Raw genomic sequence first — 18,209 nt, 5'->3', positions numbered from 1 at the left:
TCACGGCGTCCTCGCACATCGGACTCCGTGGTTGTACCACCGCGTCCCTGGCGCGTCGCCGAAGCGAGCGGACGAGCGCAGCGCTGGCGTCTGAACATCCCACGCTCCGCCGCGGTAAACGCGGCTCGTGTCGGGCGTCAGCTGGGCGCAATCGTCGCACGGCTCCGAATACGCCGCTTGCCAGTCCAGCACCCACTCCCACATGTTCCCTGCCATGTCCGCATGGCCCCATCGCCCGTCGCCCTGCGGCGATGTCTGCCCGACGCTCAGGTAATCCGCGTCCGTGCATCCCATGGCGCCATCCACGACGCACGCATACGCCGCGCGGTCCGGTTCGAGGGTCGTATCGCTCGGCGGCTGCGACCACGGATACACCCGCTGCTCGGCGCCGCCTGCCGCCGCGTAGTTCCACTCCGCCTCCGTGGGCAGCCGGCCTCCATCCCAGGCGCAGAACGCGAACGCCATGAACCAGCTCAGGCAGTTGATCGGCAGCTCCTCGTTCGACGCGACGGTATCGGTCCACGTCGGGATGGATGACGAATGGCACTTCAATGCCGCCGTCAACGCGCCCTGATCCGCGGGCAGATCCGCGTCCCACGCCGGATCCCAGCCGCTCCCGTCGATCCGCGGGTGCGCCCCCGCCCCGCTGGCAGGCCGGCTGTCCGGATAGGCCTCCACGAACGCCCGGAACCTGCCCACCGTCACCTCGAATCGATCCAGGGAGAAGTCGCTCACCTGCGCCGGAGCCGCGGGGTCGTTGCTCCGATCGAAGCTCCCTCCGGGCACCGGCCGGCTCGCGCAGCAATCCTCGTCTTGCAGCGGCCCGCACGTGGCCGCCAGCGCGCGGCAGCTCGGCGCGCTCTCCTCGGCTCCGCCGCCGCCGCCCGCCCCGCCGTCACCCGCCCCGCCGTCGCCCGCTCCGCCGCCGCCGACGCTGGCCGCGGTCCCGCCTCCGCCGCCGGCCTCGTCGCTCATCACATAATAGTCCTCATTCACCCCCGCGAGCGCCGTACACCCCCAGGCCACGATCACCCACGCTGCCCCCAACCACCTCACGTACCCTCGACGACCCATCGCTCTCCTGGTGTTCCTCTCCGCCGCGCCCCTCGCGCCTGCGCCCGCCCGGGCGTCTCGCGATCACGGCGGCGCCGTGCCGCGCCGCTCACGCACCGCGCGGCTCGGCGGAAACTCCACCCATAGCAGATATCCATGCTCCCGCGCTGCGGCGCAGGGCGCGCCGCCCGGGGCGAGCTGCCGCGTTCGCCGCGCTGCCGAGCTGCCGAGCTGCCGCGTTATGCGCCTTCGCCCGAGGACCACGCGGCGACGAGCCGCTCGAGCTCCCGGTCCGGCGCGTCGAGCGGCGCCTTGCCGCGCCACGCCGGCGGGAACAGCGGCATCACCGCGCTCCGGAGCACCGGCGCGAAGCCGGCGATCTCATCCGTGCCCTGCGGGATCCGGATCAGGGGCACGCGCTCGCCCGGGAACGCCGCGAGGCGCGCGAGCGCGTTCTCGCGGATCGGCGCGAGCTCGCCCTGGCTCACCTCGGCGGCGTGGACGGCCTGGTAGTGGCGCAGGAACGACTCGGCCCGGGCGCGCGGGATGTCGTCGCGCCCCTCCTCGCCGACCTGGCGCACCACCGCGAGCAGCGGCAGCGGCACCGGCGCCACGCCGAGCGCCGCGAGGTCGCGGAAATCGGGCTGCGCGTACGGGAGCACCGCCGGCGGGATGATCGAGAACCCCGCGCGGCCGTAGGCGATGAGCCGCACCACCGTGTCGCGGTCGTCCGGGTCGACGGCCTCCATCTCGGCGGCGAGCATCACCTCCGCGCCGCCGCCGCCGAGCCCCGCGCCTTCGAGCGCGCGGCGCGCGAGCGCGACGGGCGCCGCGCGCAGCAGGGCGGCGAGGCCGGAGCGGCGGTACGCCGGCAGGACGAGGGCGTGCGAGAGCAGCATCACGCAGCGCCGCGCGGCGCGGTCGAGCGTGACGTAGCCGTCGCGCACGCCGGCGAGGCGCCCGTCGTCCACGCTGCGCGCGAGCAGCATGTGGTACCTCGCCTCGATCGGCGCCGCCGGGTCCGTGTGCTGCCCGGCGAACCACGCCGCGAGCACCTCGCGGCGCTCGATCTCGCCCTTCGGCCCGAAGACCTCGTCGAGCGCGCGGTAGCCCTCGTCGAACGCGGCGTCGTCCTGCGCCTCGACCACGGAGAACCGCGCGAGCGCCCGCGCGACCTTCTCCGGCCCCTCCCCCGGGCGCACGTCGCGCGGGTCGACGATCATCCGGCCATCTCGCGCAGCACGGCGTCGAACACCGAGGCCGCCTCGTCGACGTCCGCGGTCGTCGTGATGAGGTGCGGGCGGAGCCGCACCGATCGCGTCCCCGTGTAGCTCGCGAACACCCCGCGGCGGAGCGCGCGCGCGAGGAAGTCGTCGCGCGCCGCGGTCGTCGGCAGGTCGAACGCGAGCAGGAAGCCGCGGCCGCGCGGCTCGGTCGCGAGCGCGGGGTAGCGCTCGCAGAGCTCCTCGAGCCGCGCGAGGAAGTGGCGGCCGGTCGCGCGCACGTTGGCGAGCAGCTGCTCGGACTCGATCGCGCGGAGCGTCGCCAGCGCGACCGCGGCCCGCGCGCGGTCGCCGTTGCGCGTCTGGTACATGCGCCCGAACTGCGCGACGTCGTACGCCGACGTCGCGAAGAACCCGCCCATCTGCATCTTCTTGCCGAAGCACATCAGATCGGGCGGGCGCGGCAGGTCGAGCTGCTCGTGCGCCCACAGCGTGCCGCTGATCCCGAGGCCCGTCTGCACCTCGTCCAGGATGAACGCCGCGCCCGCCTTGCCGGCGAGCTCCTGCGCGCGGCGGAAGAAGACCGGGCTCGCGTGCCGGTCGCCGCCCTCGGACTGCACGGGCTCGACGATCACGGCCGCCACCCTGCCCTGGTGCGCGTCGAGGAGCCGCTCCAGGGCGGCGAGCGCCTCGGCCTCGGCGCGGTCGTTCTGGTCGGCGAAGCGCGCGAGCGGGAAGCGGCTCGCGGGGAACGGCGCCGTGGGCCAGGGGAACGCGGGCAGGTCGGCCTTGTGGATGACCTTGGAGTGCGTCGCGGACATCGGCCCGAGGCCGCGGCCGTGGAACGCGCCGGAGAACGACACGACGACCGCGTCGGTCCCGGCGTTGTCGAGGATGCGCTGCTGCTGCTCCTCCGGCAGCTCCAGCGGGTTCTTCGGCAGGCCGGCGGCCTCCCGGCGGCGCTCGCCGTGCCGGATGAACGCCGCCTTGAGCGCCGACTCGACGCCCTCGCCCCCCGCGTCCACGCAGAAGACGCGCGCCATGCCGCGCGGGGCGTACCGCTGCTCGAGCGCCTCCACGAACTCGAACCAGGCCGGCGTCGTCACGAACGGCGTCGACGTCGGGTTCGCGACGGCGCGGATGAACGCCTCGCCGTGGGCCGCCTCGACGAGCGCGGGGTGGTTGTAGCCGAGCGCGCCGAGCGCGAAGTTCGCGAACAGGTCGAGGAACACGTTGCCGTCCACGTCGACGAGCGAGCACCCCCGGCTCGCGGTGTCGTCCATCACGACGGCGCGGTAGCGCGACTGCATGTCGAAGCCGCCGCGCGCCATGTAGGCGCGCGCCTTCGGCCCCGGCAGCTCGGTGACGACTCTTCGCGGAGGGACGGACGGCAGCGTGGGGCGGTCGGAGAGGTCCATGGGCAGGACGAGTATCCCGCACGGCAGGGCCCGTGTCATCGCCGCTTGCCGTGCCCGGGTGCGCGGGTTTACGACGAGGGCATGCCCGAGACGCGCGAGACCGTGAAGAAGCTCTGGATCGACAACGCCGACAGGGAGGCCCTCTCCGGCGAGACGTTCGAGACCGCGAACCCCGCGACCGGCGGGTCGCTCGCGCGGCTCGCCCGCGGCCGGCGGGAGGACGTCGACGCCGCCGTCGCGTCCGCGCGCGCGGCGTTTCCGCGCTGGGCGGCGATGGATCCGAACGAGCGCGCGCGCATCCTGTGGAAGGCTGGGGAGCTGATCCTCGCGCGGAGCGAGGAGCTCGCGCGCCTCGAGGCCGTGGACACGGGCAAGCCGATCACGGCGGCGCGGACGATCGACGTGCCGCGGACGGCGGACACGTTCTTCTATTTCTCCGGGTGGGCGACGAAGCTCGGCGGCGAGACGATCCCGGTGCGGGGGCCGTTCTTGAACTACACGGTGCGCGAGCCGCTCGGCGTCATCGGCGCGATCATCCCGTGGAATTTCCCGCTGCTGCTCGCGGCGCGGAAGGTGGCGCCGGCGCTCTCGGTGGGCAACACGGTGGTGGTCAAGCCGCCGGAGGAGGCGAGCCTGACGACGCTGGAGCTCGCGCGCATCCTCGCGGAGGCGGGGGTGCCGCCGGGCGTCGTCAACGTGGTCACGGGGCACGGCGAGGAGGCGGGCGCGGCGCTCGTGGAGCACCCGAGGGTCGCGAAGATCTCGTTCACGGGCGGCACGGAGACGGGCCGGACGATCATGCGCGCGGCGGCGGGCACGCTGAAGAAGCTGTCGCTGGAGCTCGGCGGCAAGAGCCCGAACATCGTCTTCGCGGACGCGGACGTGGAGAGCGCGGCGAAGGCGGCGGTGACGGCCATCTTCTACAACCAGGGCGAGCTCTGCACGGCGGGGAGCCGGCTCCTCGTCGAGCGGTCGGTGCACGATCGCGTGCTGGAGACGGTCACGAGCGGCGCGCGCCGGCTCGTGCCGGGCGATCCGCTGGATCCGTCGACGCAGATGGGTCCCCTCGTCTCCGAGGCGCACTTCACGAAGGTGCTCGGCTACATCGATCGGGGCGCGGCCGAGGGGGCGCGCCGCGAGATCGGCGGGCGCCGCGAGGGGCCGGGGTACTTCGTGGAGCCGACGGTGTTCTCGGCGGTGTCTCCGTCGATGGCCATCGCCCGCGAGGAGATCTTCGGCCCGGTGCTGGCGGTCATCCCCTTCGACGACGTCGAGGAGGCGGCGCGCGTCGCGAACGCGACCGAGTACGGCCTGGCGGCGGGCATCTGGACGCGCGACGTGGGCAAGGCGCACGCGCTGGCGGCGCGGCTCGCGGCGGGGACGATCTGGATCAACACGTACAACCGGTTCGACGCGGCGAGCCCGTACGGCGGATACAAGCAGTCGGGCTTCGGGCGGGAGAACGGGCGGGCGGTGCTGGATGAGCTCACGCAGCTCAAGTCGGTCTGGGTGGCGCTGGGCTGAGCCGGGAGCGAGGATGGGTTGAAGCTGCCTTCCTTCCCTCTCCCCTCTTCCCTCTTCCCTCTTCCCTCTCCCCTCTTCCCTCTCCCCTCTTCCGTCTTCCGTCTCCCCTCTTCCGTCTTCGTGCGCGTGCGCGTGCGCGTCTGAGGATTGATCACATCTTCCCCATAGTTTGGCGGGAAATCTCGGCCGCGGCATTCCAGCCGGCTTCCAACGTCAACAAGGTTTGCATGCCTCGCGCAAGCGTCTGCCATCCGGGCGCACCGTTCTGCTTGAGGTGACCTCCAAGGCCAGCGACGGCATAGAGCGCGTCGCGCACGGTGGCGCCTTCGGTGGGCATCTTCTTGGGCTGAAACTGCCGTAGCAGCGCCGTTTGCGCTGGGTTGAGCACCTCGTCGGCCGGAGCGTTGGGTCGGAGCCGCGACAGCGCGCGCAGCTGCAACATCTGCCAGGCGATCGGGACGAAGAGGGCCAGCGCGTTCGTCAGACTCTCAAAGCTCTCGAGCTGGCGCGTTTCGAAGGAGCAGCCGGTCTTCAGGGCCTTGAAAAACTCCTCGATGAGCCATCGGGCGCGGTAGTGGTCGACCACCGCTGCGATCTGCTCCTTGGTCTGGATCGGCTCGTTGGTGGCCAGCACCCAAGCTACCGGCTCCTGTCCGGCAGGCGCATCGAGCTCCCGCACGACCACGAGGTTTACCCCGAGCTCGTGGGGCATCTGCTCGGACAGGTACGGCGGGCGCCGCAGCGCCAAGCGCGTGGCGCTGATGCCCAACGTCGCCGGCCGAGCGTGGCGGTCGGGATGCGCGCGCCCCTGCCGTGGCGCAGAGCTGGCGCGGCGTTTGGAGAGCGCGACCTCGCGCTCCAGCTTGATGGGCAGCTCGCCCAGCGCCTCGCTCAGTGGCATCAGGCCGATGTCCTCGAGCGGCTCGTCCTGGTCATCCAGCTCCCACACCAGCCGGTCACGCGCAACGCGTACGACGAAGCGCCGGCCTTGTTGGCTCATCGCGCTCAAGAGCGGGTAGGCATCCGCCTCGCGATCCATCACGTGCACCAGCGAGCAGCGACCCTCGACCGTTCGCTCGACCTCCTCCACTTGCCGCGCCCAGCGGGTGGATTCCTTGTCGTCGATGCGCGCGTAGTCGCCGCCGTTCAGCTTTTTCTTGCGCTGCCCGGACCGCGGCGAGCTCGTGCGTGCCCAGCATTCCAGCCCGATCAGACCGAGCGGCAGGTTGACCGCATCCTCGGCCACCGCCAGCGTCGCGTGCGCAAAGAAGCCGCGCGCTTCGCTGCGGCCACGCAGCGGGCCGAGCCCCTTGCGCTCGACCTCGCCGTCGAACTCGAACTCGGTCGTGTCGTGCACCGCACGGACCGTCCTATGCCCGGCCATGCGTTCGACGGTCTGCTCCGCGTGCGCTCTCACGAGCGCACCATACGCGACGCGTTTGTTGCCGAGGAGGCGGTAGAGCCCCTCCAGCTCCGCGTCCGTCTTCATCGCGTCGGGAAGACTATCCCCAGGGGACTCGCTGAGCCGCGTCACGATCCGGCGGACACGCTCGTGAAGGCGAGCATCGCCCAGCTGTACCGCCTGGAACTCATCGGCGATCGACTGTGCCGCCGCTGACAAACCCGAATTTCTCATCTCCTTTCGGACGCTTGGCGCGGACGAAAAGGATCAAGATGTGCGGGATCTTCAGGCGTGCGCGTGCGCGTGCACGCTAATTCCGAAGAATCGCGCACGCGCACGCGCACGCGCACGCGCACGAAGGACGCGCACGGGGGACGGGGGACGGGAGACGAAGACGGGAGACGGAAGACGGAAGACGGGAGACGGGGACGGAGACGGGGAACGAAGACGATACGATTCGACATCGAGTCCTTTCCGACCCGATGCCGCAGAAACGGCGACGCGCGCAGCCGGTCCCCGGACCAGCTGCGCGCGTCTCTATCGCCACCCCGGGCGCACGATCGATACCGCGCGCCCGCCCTGACGATGCCGTGGGCCGCGGGGACTACTTCGTCCCGGGCGAGGCCCCCTTCGTGCCCGCGCCGGCGCCGGCGGCCGGGGTCGCCGCCGGCGGCTGCACGCCGCCCTGGCCGCCCGGGCTCCCCGCCGTCACGCCGGTCTGGCCGGCCTGGTTCCCCGACTGCGCGCCGGCGGCGCGCTGTGCGCCGGTCGTGCCGCCCTGGGCCCCGGCGCCCGCCGTCGTGGAAGCGCCGCTCGCGCCCCCCGGGGCCGCAGCGCCCGTCGCGCCGGTCGTCGCGCCCGCGCCCGTGGCCCCCGCAGGGCCGAGCTTCTGCGCGAGCGCCTCCGCGTCCTTCAGGTGCTTCTCGATCGTCGGCCGGAGATCCTTCTCGAGCATCGCCTTCAGATCCGCGTTCTTCGCGTCCTGCAGGATGCGCCGATCGATGAGGTCGAGCGTCGTCTGGTGGTCCTTGACCATGAGCTGCACGAACTGCTGATCGAAGTCGGCACCCTGGAGGGCCTTCAGCTGCTCGACCGCCTGCTGCGTCTCGGTGGCGAGCTGCTTGCTCTTGTCCGACTCGGCCGCCGTGATGCCGAGCTTCTTGACCAGCTTGGCCTGCTTCGCCTTCGCATCGTTGTGGTGCTGGACGATGACCCTGGCGTAGGCCTTCACGTCCTTGTTCTTGGCCTTGGTCTGCGCGAGCTGCGCCTCGTCGATCTCCTTCTTGTTCGCGGCGTCGAGCACGGCGACGATCTGCTCGTCGGTGAGCGGCGCCTCCGCGGGCGCGCTCGGCGTCGTGCTCGTGGTGGCATCCGGCTGCGCCGTCCCCGCCTGCGCGTCAGCGCTCGGCGGAGGGGCCGGCGCCGTCTCCGGCGGCGTGGTCGGAGCCGGGGTCGGGGCCGGCGGCGGTGCGTTCACCGTGCTCGGGTCGCTCGCCGCGGGCTGGTTGGAGCAACCGGCGCCGAGAGCAAGACCGACCGTCAAGACGAGAACGTTGCGCGATACGACCATAGATAAGGACCTCCTCAGGTGTGTTCAGGTGCCGGCCCGTGTGCAAAATCGGTGCACAAGACGACAGCACGTTTTTCCCCGAAATCCTGGGGACCGTAGCCGCCCACACTGTGGCAACTTGCTACGACCGTGGCGAATCTGCTTCGAACGCACGCTTCGAGAATCGCCCCGTTCATCCCACATGATGCCGAATCCACCGAAGGGGTGACCCCGGCACGCACAACGGGATCTACCCGCGTTCCGCGGTCGCGGAGCTCTGCTTGGCGCTGACAAGAGCGGGGCTCGGCGAGGGCGTGAGTTGCGGGGGGTTCATCTTCCGGATGCAGTAGCTGAGGGCGGCCCGCAGGTTCCGCTGCGTGACGATCTGCGAGAGATCGAGCCCGAGCGCGACCATCGTCTGGGCCACGTTCGGCTTGATGCCGGCCACGATCCCCTCGGCGCCGAGGAGCCGGATCGCCGTCACGAGCTCGATCAGGTGGCTCGCCACCCGCGTGTCCACCATCTCGACGCCGGTGAGGTCCAGGATGGCGAAGCGCGCCTGCTGCTCGACGATGCGCTGGAGCACGCTGTCCATCACGTCCGCGGTCCGCACGCTGTCCACGATGCCGACCATCGGCAGGGTGAGCACCCCGCTCCACACCTCGATGATCGGCGTCGAGAGATTGCGGATCACCTCCTGCTGCTTCTCGATCTGCCGCAGCCGCGAGCGGAGCTCCTCCTCGGCGGATTTCGCCGGCGAGATGTCGAGCGCCACCCCGACCGCCCCCTCGATCTCGCCGCCGCCGCCGCGGAGCGGGACGACCCAGCTGTCCCAGTGAGCGCCCTGCACCTCATCGCAGGTGTGGATCGGCTCCCCGGCGAGCGCTCGCTTCACCTCGCCGGCGAGCTCGCTCCCCTCCTGCGCCTCGAAGAGGCTCACGCCGTCGCACTGGTGCGGCGTAAGGCCGAGCTTCTCGAGCGCCCTGCCCTCCTGGTAGCCGAACCTGCCCTCGCGATCGACCGCCCAGAGCGCGATGGGGAGGTGAGCGACCACCTGATCCAGGATGCGCTCCTTCAGCGAGCGGCTCGCCTCCGGCGCGGGCGCGCTCTGGAGCGAGCCGTAGATCGCGTCGCCGTCGGGCGATTGGGTCGCGCTGCACGTCAGGGCCTGCTCGGCGCCGCGCGCGTCGCGGAAGCGCAGGGCGAGCCGGAGCGGCTCCGCGCTCTGCTGCAGCCGTGACCAGGCCGCCGCGAGCGGCTCCCGATCGGCCTCGTCGACGAGCGACGCGAGCGTCGCCCCCGGCGCGGCCGCCGGACCCAGGGCGCGCCGCAGCGCTCCGCTGACCTGCTGCAGGCTGCCATCCCGTCCTGCGACGAACAGCATGTCCGGGCAGGAAGCGAAGAATGCTTGAAGTGAATCCTTGGATGATCCCTGGTCCGCCACGTTCCCTCCCAGCGCACGCGAGCGACGAGGTCGCGTTGTAGCAGAGGCCCGTCTCGCTTGAGAAGCGCGTTCGCTCGGCCGACGCGCGCGCCTCTTCGCCAGTCCGCGCTCCGTCTGCCGCGTCGCGGAGGCGACATCACCGCTCGGGCTACAGCGCTGTCAGGCAACTCATGATGTCGCTCCGCGGGCGCGCGTCATCGGAGCCACCGTTGCGGCGGCCTGCGCGCTTTTCGTCGGTCAGGCGGAGGCGCCTCGCGGCAAGCTCGACGGGGCGGCAGGAGCGCTGTCGCGCGACAGCCCCGGGAGCGCCGCGCGGCAGGGGGCGACGACCTCGGCGAGCACCTCGCGGCGCAGCGCCCCGAGCGCGGGCGCCGCGAGCAGGCCGAGCGCCTCGTGCGCGAGGAGCCCCGGCGCGGGGTCGGCCGCGAACCGCGCGGCGGCGCGGGAGAACGCCCGCTCCGCCGCGGCGCGCGCCGGCTCGCCGAACGTCGCGAGCATCCACGAGAGCGCCCTCCACGACAGCGCCGCGTGCCGCTCCTCGTCGGCGGCGATGCGCGCGAGCGCGGCCGCGAGCGCCGGGTCCGCGGCGATCCGCGAGAGCTCCCGGCCCTCGGCGGCGCCCAGCGTCTCGCCGACGCAGCCCTCCTCGACGAGCGCCTCCACCACCTCCGCGACGCCGGCGCCGACGGGCGCCGTCGCCGCCTCGAGCAGCGGCCCCGGGCCGATCGCCCGGCCCGCGAGGCGCGAGGCGATGTCGTACGCGAGGCGCGCGTGCTCCAGCTCATCGAGCGCGGCGCGGTGCGCCTCGCCGACGAGGGCGGCCGGCGCGCCGAGCGCGAGGAGCTGCAGGGAGAAGCGGGCGAAGCTCGCGATCGACGCGTGCTCGAGCGCGGCGACGGCGGCGTAGTGCGCCGCGGCGCGCTCGCGCACCTCGGGCGGGAGGGAGGCGACGTCGAGCGCCGCGGGCGCGCGCCAGTCGTCGCGCGCGGCGCGCGGCGCGGCGCGCGCCGCTCCCTCGACGACGAGGGGGCGGCCGATGGCGCAGGAGATCCCGGCACACTCCCAGCGCGCGCTCTCTCCCTCGATGTCGGGGACGACGCAGGCGACCCCCGGGTTCGCGTCGGGCGCGCAGTCGGCGTCGCTCTGGCAAGCGTCGTCCTTGGTCCGGCAGGCGAGCGTGACCTGCTCCCAGCACCCGTTGAAGTACGCCGACAGGCCGCAGGTGCTGCCAGGGCAATCCGCGTCGACCGCGCACAGGGCCTTCGCGCAGACGGAGTGCTCCTCTCGGAGCGCGCCAGTCCCCTTGCACACGCACACCTCGGACGGGCCGCACTCGGCGTCGGTCTCGCAGGCGTACTCGCAGCCGCAATAGGGGCCTATCTGCCCGAAGGAGCTCACGCATTTGCCGCGCGGCCCCTCCGTGCAGTCGGCGTCGGTCTTGCATTGAAACGATCGCTCGGTGCCGGCGCACGCGCGCTGCGCGATGGTGGCGTCGCAGCGGACCGGCGACGCGCGGTGCACGGTGCCGTCCGCTTCCTTCACCCAGCCCGCGCTGCGCTGCGGCCGGGGCGCGGGCGCCGCCGGGTCATCCGCGGCGCCGGCGTCGTCGGCCGTGGCCTGCGGCTCGGCGAGCGTGACGACCGCGATGTCGCGGCTCTTCGCGCTGGAGCAGCCGGCGGCGCCGGCGGCGAGGAGGAGGGTCATGCGGAGCGAGCGGTGGCGGTCCATCCCGCGAGGGTAGCAGAGGGGCGCGCGGCCGACGGTCGGGCTCACGGTGCGGCGAGAGGTGCGCGTGAACGCCGAGGACGATCTCCATGGGTCGCGAGCGTCGGCGAGCTCGGCGCATGCGGCGCGACGCTGCCGGCGTGACCGGATGCTGTTGCTTTGCGATCGCTCATCGCACGCATGGAGCGCCGCACGCCAGCGCGCCGACGTTCCTCGGAGCGCTCGTGGGGACGGGACGGATATTCGACGTCCATTCCGTCGTCTCGGCGTTCGCCAGCCGTGAGCGAGGTTGATCGCATCCCACACCGGAGATACGGAAGCGGCGCGCTTTCAGGGAGAGCATTGCAAATGAGAGCCAGATCATCTCTTGCCGCCAGCGTGTCGCCCTGTGTGCCGTGGCGGTCTCGCGGCCCTCGTGGTCAGCAGAGGCGCGCGCATCGCTGGCTCCTGGCAGCGCTGCTCGTCGCGGCGTGCGTGCTCGCCGTGACGGCGTGCTCGGATTCGCCGCGGATACCCGCCTCGTGGCTGGAGCTGCCGGACACGCCCTGCCCGGAGCCCGACGAGGCGGCGTCGCCATTTCCGGCAGAGCTGCCGCACTCGGCGACGGTCGAGGCAGGCGCGATCGCCGGGTCGTTCGGCGTGACGAGCACCGGAGAGGCGACGTATACGATTCCGCTCGCCGTGCCGCCGGGGCGCGCCGGGATGGAGCCTGAGCTCGCGGTGCAGTACGACAGCGCATCGGGTGAGGGCGTGCTCGGCATGGGGTTCTCCGTGACCGGGCTGTCGGCGGTGATGCGGTGTCCGCGGAACCTGGCGCAGGACGGCGAGATCCGGGCGGTGCGGTACGACGAGGGCGACGCGCTCTGCCTCGATGGCAAGCGGCTGGTGGAGGTCGGCGGTGGCGGCGAGGTCGTCGAGTACCGGACGGTCCCGGACACGTTCGCGCGGGTGATCGCGAGCTACGAGGACGGGTGGGACCGGGCGAGAGGGCCGAAGCGAGTGCGGGTGTTCACCCGGGCGGGGCGCATCCTCGAGTACGGCGGGGAGCCGAGCGGGCAGGTGCTCGCGAAAGGGGGTGTCATCCGCGCATGGTGGGTGACGCGGGTGAGCGATCGGAGCGGCAATACGATCGACATCCGCTACCAGAACGAGACGAGCGCGAGCGAGGGCTACACGGTCGAGCACGCGCCGCGGCGGATCGAGTACACGGGGCACCCGCGCGCGGCGGCAGCCTGATGACGATGGATGCGACCGGCGACGGGCGCGACGACCTCGTGACGACGGATCTGGACCTGCCGGTCGACGACGATACCCCCATTTCGAATTTCTTCGTCGCGCCGAACCGCATGGCCGAAGGGGGCCCTTCGGCCTTCGGCGCGCTCGTGCTCGCGCATCAGGAGATGCATTACGCGCCGCCGTCACCGGTGCAGCCGGAGCTCGGCAGGCCGATCGATTACAACGACGATGGGAGGATGGATATCTTCCTGCACGACGTCCATGGCCGGTATCCCGATTGGCACGTGCTGCTCGCGACGCCGGAGGGGACGTTCCGGCGGAAGAGCACCGGAATCCGGCGCAAGTTCGGGACCGACGCCCCGCCGCCGCTCGATCTGAACAGCCGCGACGCCTCGGCGCACCTCGCCGACGTCGACGGCGATGGCGTCGCCGACCTGCTCCAGTGCGAGGACACCGGGAGCGTGTTCACCGAGTGGACGCTGCACCTGTGGCGTCCGGCGGCGTCGGGCTTCGAGCCGGAGCCGAGCCGGATCCCGGCGCTGCGCGGGCACCCTTGCAACGCCGAGATGCACCTCGCCGACGTCGACGGCGACGGGAAGGTCGACCTGCTCGTCTACGAGGCGACGCTCACGGGCAACGGGACCCTGTTCGGCACCACGTTCGACGCGCTGTCCTTCGTGCGGCCGGGCGAGTGGGCGAAGCGGGCGACGGGGCTGCCGGTGCTCGAGGCCGGCAGCGGCGGGCGGGTGATCTTGCTCGACGTGAACGGCGACGGGCTGCCGGACGCGGTGGAGACGGGCTTCGACGATGGCCAGCTGCGCACGTTCATCAACACGGGCGACGGCTTCGCGGCCGGCGTGAGCAGCCTGCCCTCGTTCGTGTTCGACGCCGACGCGTTCGCAAAGCTGGCGGCGCCGATCGATCACAACGGCGACGGGCGGCAGGACCTGCTGATGCCGATGCGCGAGCCCGGCGGGCCCGTCCTGTGGAAGATCTTGCAGGCGACGGGCAGCACCGGCGACGGGACCTTCGTGGTGACCGACGCGCGCCTGCCCGTGAGCGAGGTGCTGATCGACCGCGAGATCACGCTCGCGCACCCGTGGGCACCGCGCGTCACCGACGTCGACGGCGACGGCAACCAGGACGTGGTGCTGGCCGTGGGGAAGGAGCTGCGGGTGTTCCGCAGCCGGCTGCACGAGGAGGACCTCCTGTGGACCGCGAGCGACGGCATGAGCGCGTACGACCCGGAGGATGCGGCGCACGTGCCCAAGGTGCAGATCGAGTACAGCCACCTGTCGGCCGCAGAGCCGGGCGTGCGCGGCGAGAAGAGGACGTACCTGCCCCGGTACGACACCGGCGAGCCGGGCGACGGCGCGTGCGATTACCCGGTGCGGTGCGCGCTCGGGCCGCGGCGCGTGGTGAGCAGGTATGCGCTGAACAACGGCGCGGATCGGCTGCGCACCTTCCAGGTGGCCTACAGAAACGGCAGGTACCACCGGCTGGGCCGCGGCTTCCTCGGCTTCGGCGCGCGCATCGTGCGCGACGCCGCTTCGGGCGCGGGCAGCGCCGAGTTCTTCGACAACGTCACGTTCGATCCGTCGGACCGCAGCTTTCCCCTGGCGGGTCACGTCGTCCGGGAATGGCGGTGGACCCCCGAGCCGCCGCAGAAAGGCGTTTCCAGGGTCGAGCTCTCGTATACCGAGCGGCTGATCCACGCGATCCTGACCGTCCGCGGCAAGAGCTACTTCACGCTGCCGGTGTATCAAAAGCAGCGGCGGGAGCAGGGCGAGCACCGGCGGGACAGCGGCAAGACGCTGGAAGAGTACGTTCGCGAGTCGTGGTATGCGCCGGCGCAGCTCGTGAGCCGTACGGAGAGGCTCGTGAGCGCGTGGGATGCGTTCGGCAACATCCGGGAGGAGAGCACGTCGACCGCGGGCGTCGACCTCACGCTGAAGGTGAAGCGGACGTTCCGGAACGACGAGGACGCGTGGCTCATCGGGTTGCTGGAGACGCAGCAGGAGTGCAGCCGCGCGCTGTCGATCGAGCAGTGCCGCACGAGCTCGCGCACGTACGACCGGCACGGGCGCGTGCGCACCGAGTCGACGGGCAGCGACGACGGCGATCTGGAGACCCAGGTCAGCGTGCGGTACACGCGCGACGCGTTCGGCAACGTGATCCACACGAGGGCGGAGGACGCCTTCGGAGGGCGGCGGAAGGCGTGCGTCTCGTACGACGCCGAGGGGATCTTCCCGTACGCGCAGCGGAACCCGGAAGGGCACGTGACGTACACGAGGTACGACGCGGGCCACGGGGTGATCGAGGCCGTGGTGGATCCGAACGGCCTCGCGACGCAATGGGCGCACGACGGCCTCGGGCGCATCACCGAGGAGCGCCGGCCCGACGGGACGACCACGCGCGCGACGCTCTCGCGCACGCGCGACGGCGGGCCGCGGGGCGACGCGTGGCGGGTGCTGCGCAGGACCGCGACCGACGGCGGCGCCGACGTGACGGTGGAGCTCGACGGGTTTGGGCGGCCGATCCGGGGGTGGGCGTACAAGGCGCGCACCGGCGACGGGCCGGCGGAGCGCGTGGTGCAGGAGATCGCGTTCGATCAGAGCGGCGAGCGCGTGGCGCGGCGGTCGCTGCCCGCGGCCGAGGGCACGCCGCGCGAGCGGATGCAGGACGAGACGTACGGGCACGACGCGATGGGCCGGATCGCCTGGCATCGCGCGGCGTGGGGGGCGGAGACGCGCTACCGGTATCTCGGCAGGACGGTGGAGGTGGAAGGCCCGGGCGGGCGCGTGACCACGATCGAGAACGATGCGCTCGGGCGGCCGGTGCGGATCGTCGATCCGGAAGGGGGCGTCACGTCGTATGCGTACGGCCCGTTCGGCGGCTTGTGGACGGTCACCGACCCGGGCGGGGCGAAGACGACGACGGAGCGCGACGCGTACGGCCGGGTGCGCCGGCACATCGACCCGGATCGCGGGACGACCGTCGCGCACTACGATGGGTTCGGCCAGCAGACCTCGACGGTGGATGCGCTCGGGCGAGAGGTGAGCTGGAAGCACGACCGCCTCGGCCGGGCCGTGGAGCGCAGCGACGAAGACGGCACGACGACCTGGACCTGGGACGAGGCCGAGCGCGGGGTGGGCAAGCTCGCCGAGGTGGCCAGCCCTGAAGGGCACAGGACGACGTACCGGTACGACGCGCTGGGGAGGTTGCGCGAGGAGGAGCTGGCGATCGAGGGCGAGCGGTTCGCCACCGCGGTCGATTACGACGGGCACAGCCGGCCGTTCCGGCTCTGGTACCCACAGGCGGAGGGGGAGCGGCGCTTCGGGGTGCGGCGCATCTTCGATGCGCATGGCCACCTGGTGGGCCTGCGGAACGAACGCTCCCGAGAGATGTTCTGGCGGCTCGAGGACACCGACGAGGCCGGCCGGATCCGGATTGAAGAGTTCGGCAACGGGGTGACCACGGAGCGGTCGTACCACGAGACCAAAGGCCGGCTGCGCCGGGTGGCCACGATGAAGGACCACGTCGTGCTCCAGGACCTCTGGTACGGGTACGACGACCGGCTCAACCTCACCTCGCGGCGCGACGATCGGCTGGAGAGGACCGAGCACTTTCGGTACGACAAGCTCGATCGGCTGACGTGCGCCTCGCGGAATGAGCGGTTCTGCCTGTTCGAGACGACGTACGCGCCGAACGGGAATATCCGAGAGAAACCCGACGTCGGCGAGTACACGTACGACCCGGAGCACCCGCACGCGGTGAAGACGGTCGGGGCCGACGTGTTCGCGTACGACGCCGTGGGCAACCAGATCCGGAGGCCGGGCGTCGCGGAGATCCGGTACACGGCGTTCGACTTGCCGGCGAGCATCACGCTCGCTGGCGGGACGGGTACGGTCGACGTCGACTACGACGGCGATCAGCGGCGGATCAGGAAGACCACGCCCGCGGAGCAGACGGTCTATGCCGGCGACCTGTACGAGCGGGTCACCGACCTCGCGACGGGCGCCGTGGAGCATCGGTACACGGTGCGCTCCAGCGAGCGCGCCGTGGCGGTGGTCACGAAGAGGGCCGGCGAGGAGGCGCGGACGCTGTACATCCACGTCGACCACCTCGGCTCGGTCGACCTGCTCACCGAGGGGCGCGGCGAGGACGCGGGCAGGGAGGTGGAGCGGCGCAGCTACGACGCGTTCGGCGCACGCCGAGATCCGGTGACGTGGCGGCGCGCGCCGGCAGCGGAGGCGCCGCCGGCGCTGCTGGCGCGCGGGTTCACCGGGCACGGGAGCGACGACGAGCTCGGGCTCGTCCACATGAAGGGGCGGCTGTACGACCCGAAGATCGGGAGGTTCACGACGCCCGATCCGGTCATCTCCAGGCCGCTCTTCGGCCAGAGCTGGAACGCCTACAGCTACGTGCTGAACAACCCGCTGGCGTACGTCGACCCGAGCGGCTTTCAGGAGGCGGTTCCGGAGGACCGGGGTGGATCATCGCGCGCGGCCGGCGCGGAGTTCACGTCGGACGAGCTGGGGCTGCCGCCGATCGAAGAGGTGGTGGTCGCCAGGTTCCCGGAGCACGAGGCGCGGTCCGATGCCGACGCCAACGCTGCGGGCGCCGAGGTCGGCGGCGCCGTGCCGCCGATCGACGTCGGCGTCTACGGCACCAGCGCGGGCTTCGTGCCCCAGCCGGCGCCGTCGTCGCCGGAGCACGCGAGCGCCGCCAGCGTGGTCGGCGAGGGCTTGCTCGGCGCGGGCGAGGGCACGGGCGAGCTGGCGCTCGGCGTCGCGCGGTCGCTGGTGCTGAGCGCGCTCACGTTCGGCGGCTACGGCACGTACGAGCTCGGCCGGGCCGTGTGGGACGGGTACAAGGAGGACGGCGTCGTCGGCGCGCTGAACGCCGTCAACCCGCTCTACCAGATCGGGCGGGGAGCGGCGGACACGGCGCTCGCCATCGATCGGGATGACTACCGCGCTGCCGGCGCGGCGGGGGTGAAGACCGTCATCCTCGGTGCCGCCACCGTGTTCGGCGCGGGGAGAGGGCTGGGGGCGCTCGCGGAGGAATCGACCCTCGCCACAGGTGCCATAAGGGGGGGAGCGTCTGGCCGGTATGTCTATCAACTGGTGGACGATGTCGGAGATCCAGTATATTATGGAATCTCAAACAATCCACTGAGACGCCTGGGCGAGCACGCTGTTCATCCTCCGGGCCCCTTCCGCGGGATGCAAGTGATCTCGGATCTCTTACCGGATGCACAAGCACGGTCTCTGGAGACCTCGCTTATCCGGCAAGCCATGTCTGAGGGCAGGATGATCTACAACTCCTCGCCCGGCTCTTTGTCCATATCGGCACCTGTTGAGATTGCCCGAACGGTTTCACCGAATTTTAGCCTATTGAACCCACAAGTCTACATTCGGTAGATTTTGCATTCTCTCGAGGAGCACAACAATGGGATGGTGGAAGGTTCAAGGTACGGAGGACGTAATTGGCGATGCTCCACTGGACACGCTGGGGGAAGCGATAAGCGCCGTCACAGCGGAGTATCAAGCCACATTTGGACGAAGACCAACGAAGCCGGAGTGGGAAGCACTGCTCAGATCTGCGCTTGGCAACGAGCTACCCGAGTTCC

Annotated in this window: 10 protein-coding genes and 1 pseudogene; 4 read left to right on the top strand and 7 right to left on the bottom strand. The window is 71.6% G+C overall.

The features are described from left to right. The 3 genes from WME83_RS51490 to WME83_RS51480 form a co-directional block, all read right to left on the bottom strand. Positions 1-1,074, bottom strand: a complete 1,074-nt coding sequence (locus tag WME83_RS51490) for a formylglycine-generating enzyme family protein (RefSeq protein ID WP_437317048.1) — start codon at positions 1,072-1,074, stop codon at positions 1-3. A gap of 218 nt (positions 1,075-1,292) precedes the next feature. Further along, positions 1,293-2,276 carry a hypothetical protein gene (locus tag WME83_RS51485; protein WP_437317047.1) on the bottom strand — a complete coding sequence of 328 codons (984 nt, stop codon included), beginning with the start codon at positions 2,274-2,276 and terminating at the stop codon, positions 1,293-1,295. Beyond that, positions 2,273-3,694, bottom strand: a complete 1,422-nt coding sequence (locus WME83_RS51480) for an aminotransferase class III-fold pyridoxal phosphate-dependent enzyme (protein WP_437317046.1) — start codon at positions 3,692-3,694, stop codon at positions 2,273-2,275. The genes WME83_RS51485 and WME83_RS51480 overlap by 4 nt, the downstream gene beginning before the upstream one ends. Positions 3,695-3,775: 81 nt before the next feature. Between WME83_RS51480 and WME83_RS51475 the strand changes: the two genes are divergently transcribed. Both WME83_RS51475 and WME83_RS51470 read left to right on the top strand, forming a co-directional pair. Next, a complete protein-coding gene (locus WME83_RS51475; RefSeq protein ID WP_437317045.1) occupies positions 3,776-5,218 on the top strand; it encodes an aldehyde dehydrogenase family protein in 1,443 nt (480 codons plus the stop codon). Between the two features lie 27 nt (positions 5,219-5,245). Beyond that, a pseudogene (locus WME83_RS51470) lies at positions 5,246-5,338 on the top strand (GNAT family N-acetyltransferase); the annotation flags it as partial. A gap of 31 nt (positions 5,339-5,369) precedes the next feature. Here WME83_RS51470 and WME83_RS51465 read toward each other — a convergent pair. From WME83_RS51465 to WME83_RS51450, 4 genes are all read right to left on the bottom strand, one after another. Then, a complete protein-coding gene (locus WME83_RS51465) occupies positions 5,370-6,839 on the bottom strand; it encodes an IS4 family transposase (RefSeq protein WP_437314353.1) in 1,470 nt (489 codons plus the stop codon). 385 nt (positions 6,840-7,224) lie between these two features. Further along, positions 7,225-8,163, bottom strand: coding sequence for a DUF4142 domain-containing protein (locus WME83_RS51460; protein WP_437317044.1), 939 nt, complete (start codon positions 8,161-8,163; stop codon positions 7,225-7,227). A 256-nt stretch (positions 8,164-8,419) separates the two neighbouring features. Next, a complete protein-coding gene (locus WME83_RS51455; RefSeq protein WP_437317043.1) occupies positions 8,420-9,613 on the bottom strand; it encodes a PAS domain-containing protein in 1,194 nt (397 codons plus the stop codon). 237 nt (positions 9,614-9,850) lie between these two features. Then, on the bottom strand, positions 9,851-11,341 hold the full coding sequence (locus WME83_RS51450; protein WP_437317042.1) for a ferritin-like domain-containing protein: 1,491 nt from the start codon (positions 11,339-11,341) through the stop codon (positions 9,851-9,853). A gap of 471 nt (positions 11,342-11,812) precedes the next feature. Here WME83_RS51450 and WME83_RS51445 point away from each other — a divergent pair, with 471 nt between their 5' ends. Further along, a complete protein-coding gene (locus tag WME83_RS51445; protein WP_437317041.1) occupies positions 11,813-12,574 on the top strand; it encodes a SpvB/TcaC N-terminal domain-containing protein in 762 nt (253 codons plus the stop codon). Beyond that, positions 12,574-18,000, top strand: coding sequence for an FG-GAP-like repeat-containing protein (locus WME83_RS51440; protein WP_437317040.1), 5,427 nt, complete (start codon positions 12,574-12,576; stop codon positions 17,998-18,000). The genes WME83_RS51445 and WME83_RS51440 overlap by 1 nt, the downstream gene beginning before the upstream one ends. The last annotated feature ends 209 nt before the right edge of the window (positions 18,001-18,209 follow it).

The organism is Sorangium sp. So ce385 (assembly GCF_051474135.1).
Lineage (GTDB): Bacteria > Myxococcota_A > Polyangia > Polyangiales > Polyangiaceae > Sorangium > Sorangium cellulosum_D.
This window is presented reverse-complemented; position numbering and strand designations above follow the sequence as displayed.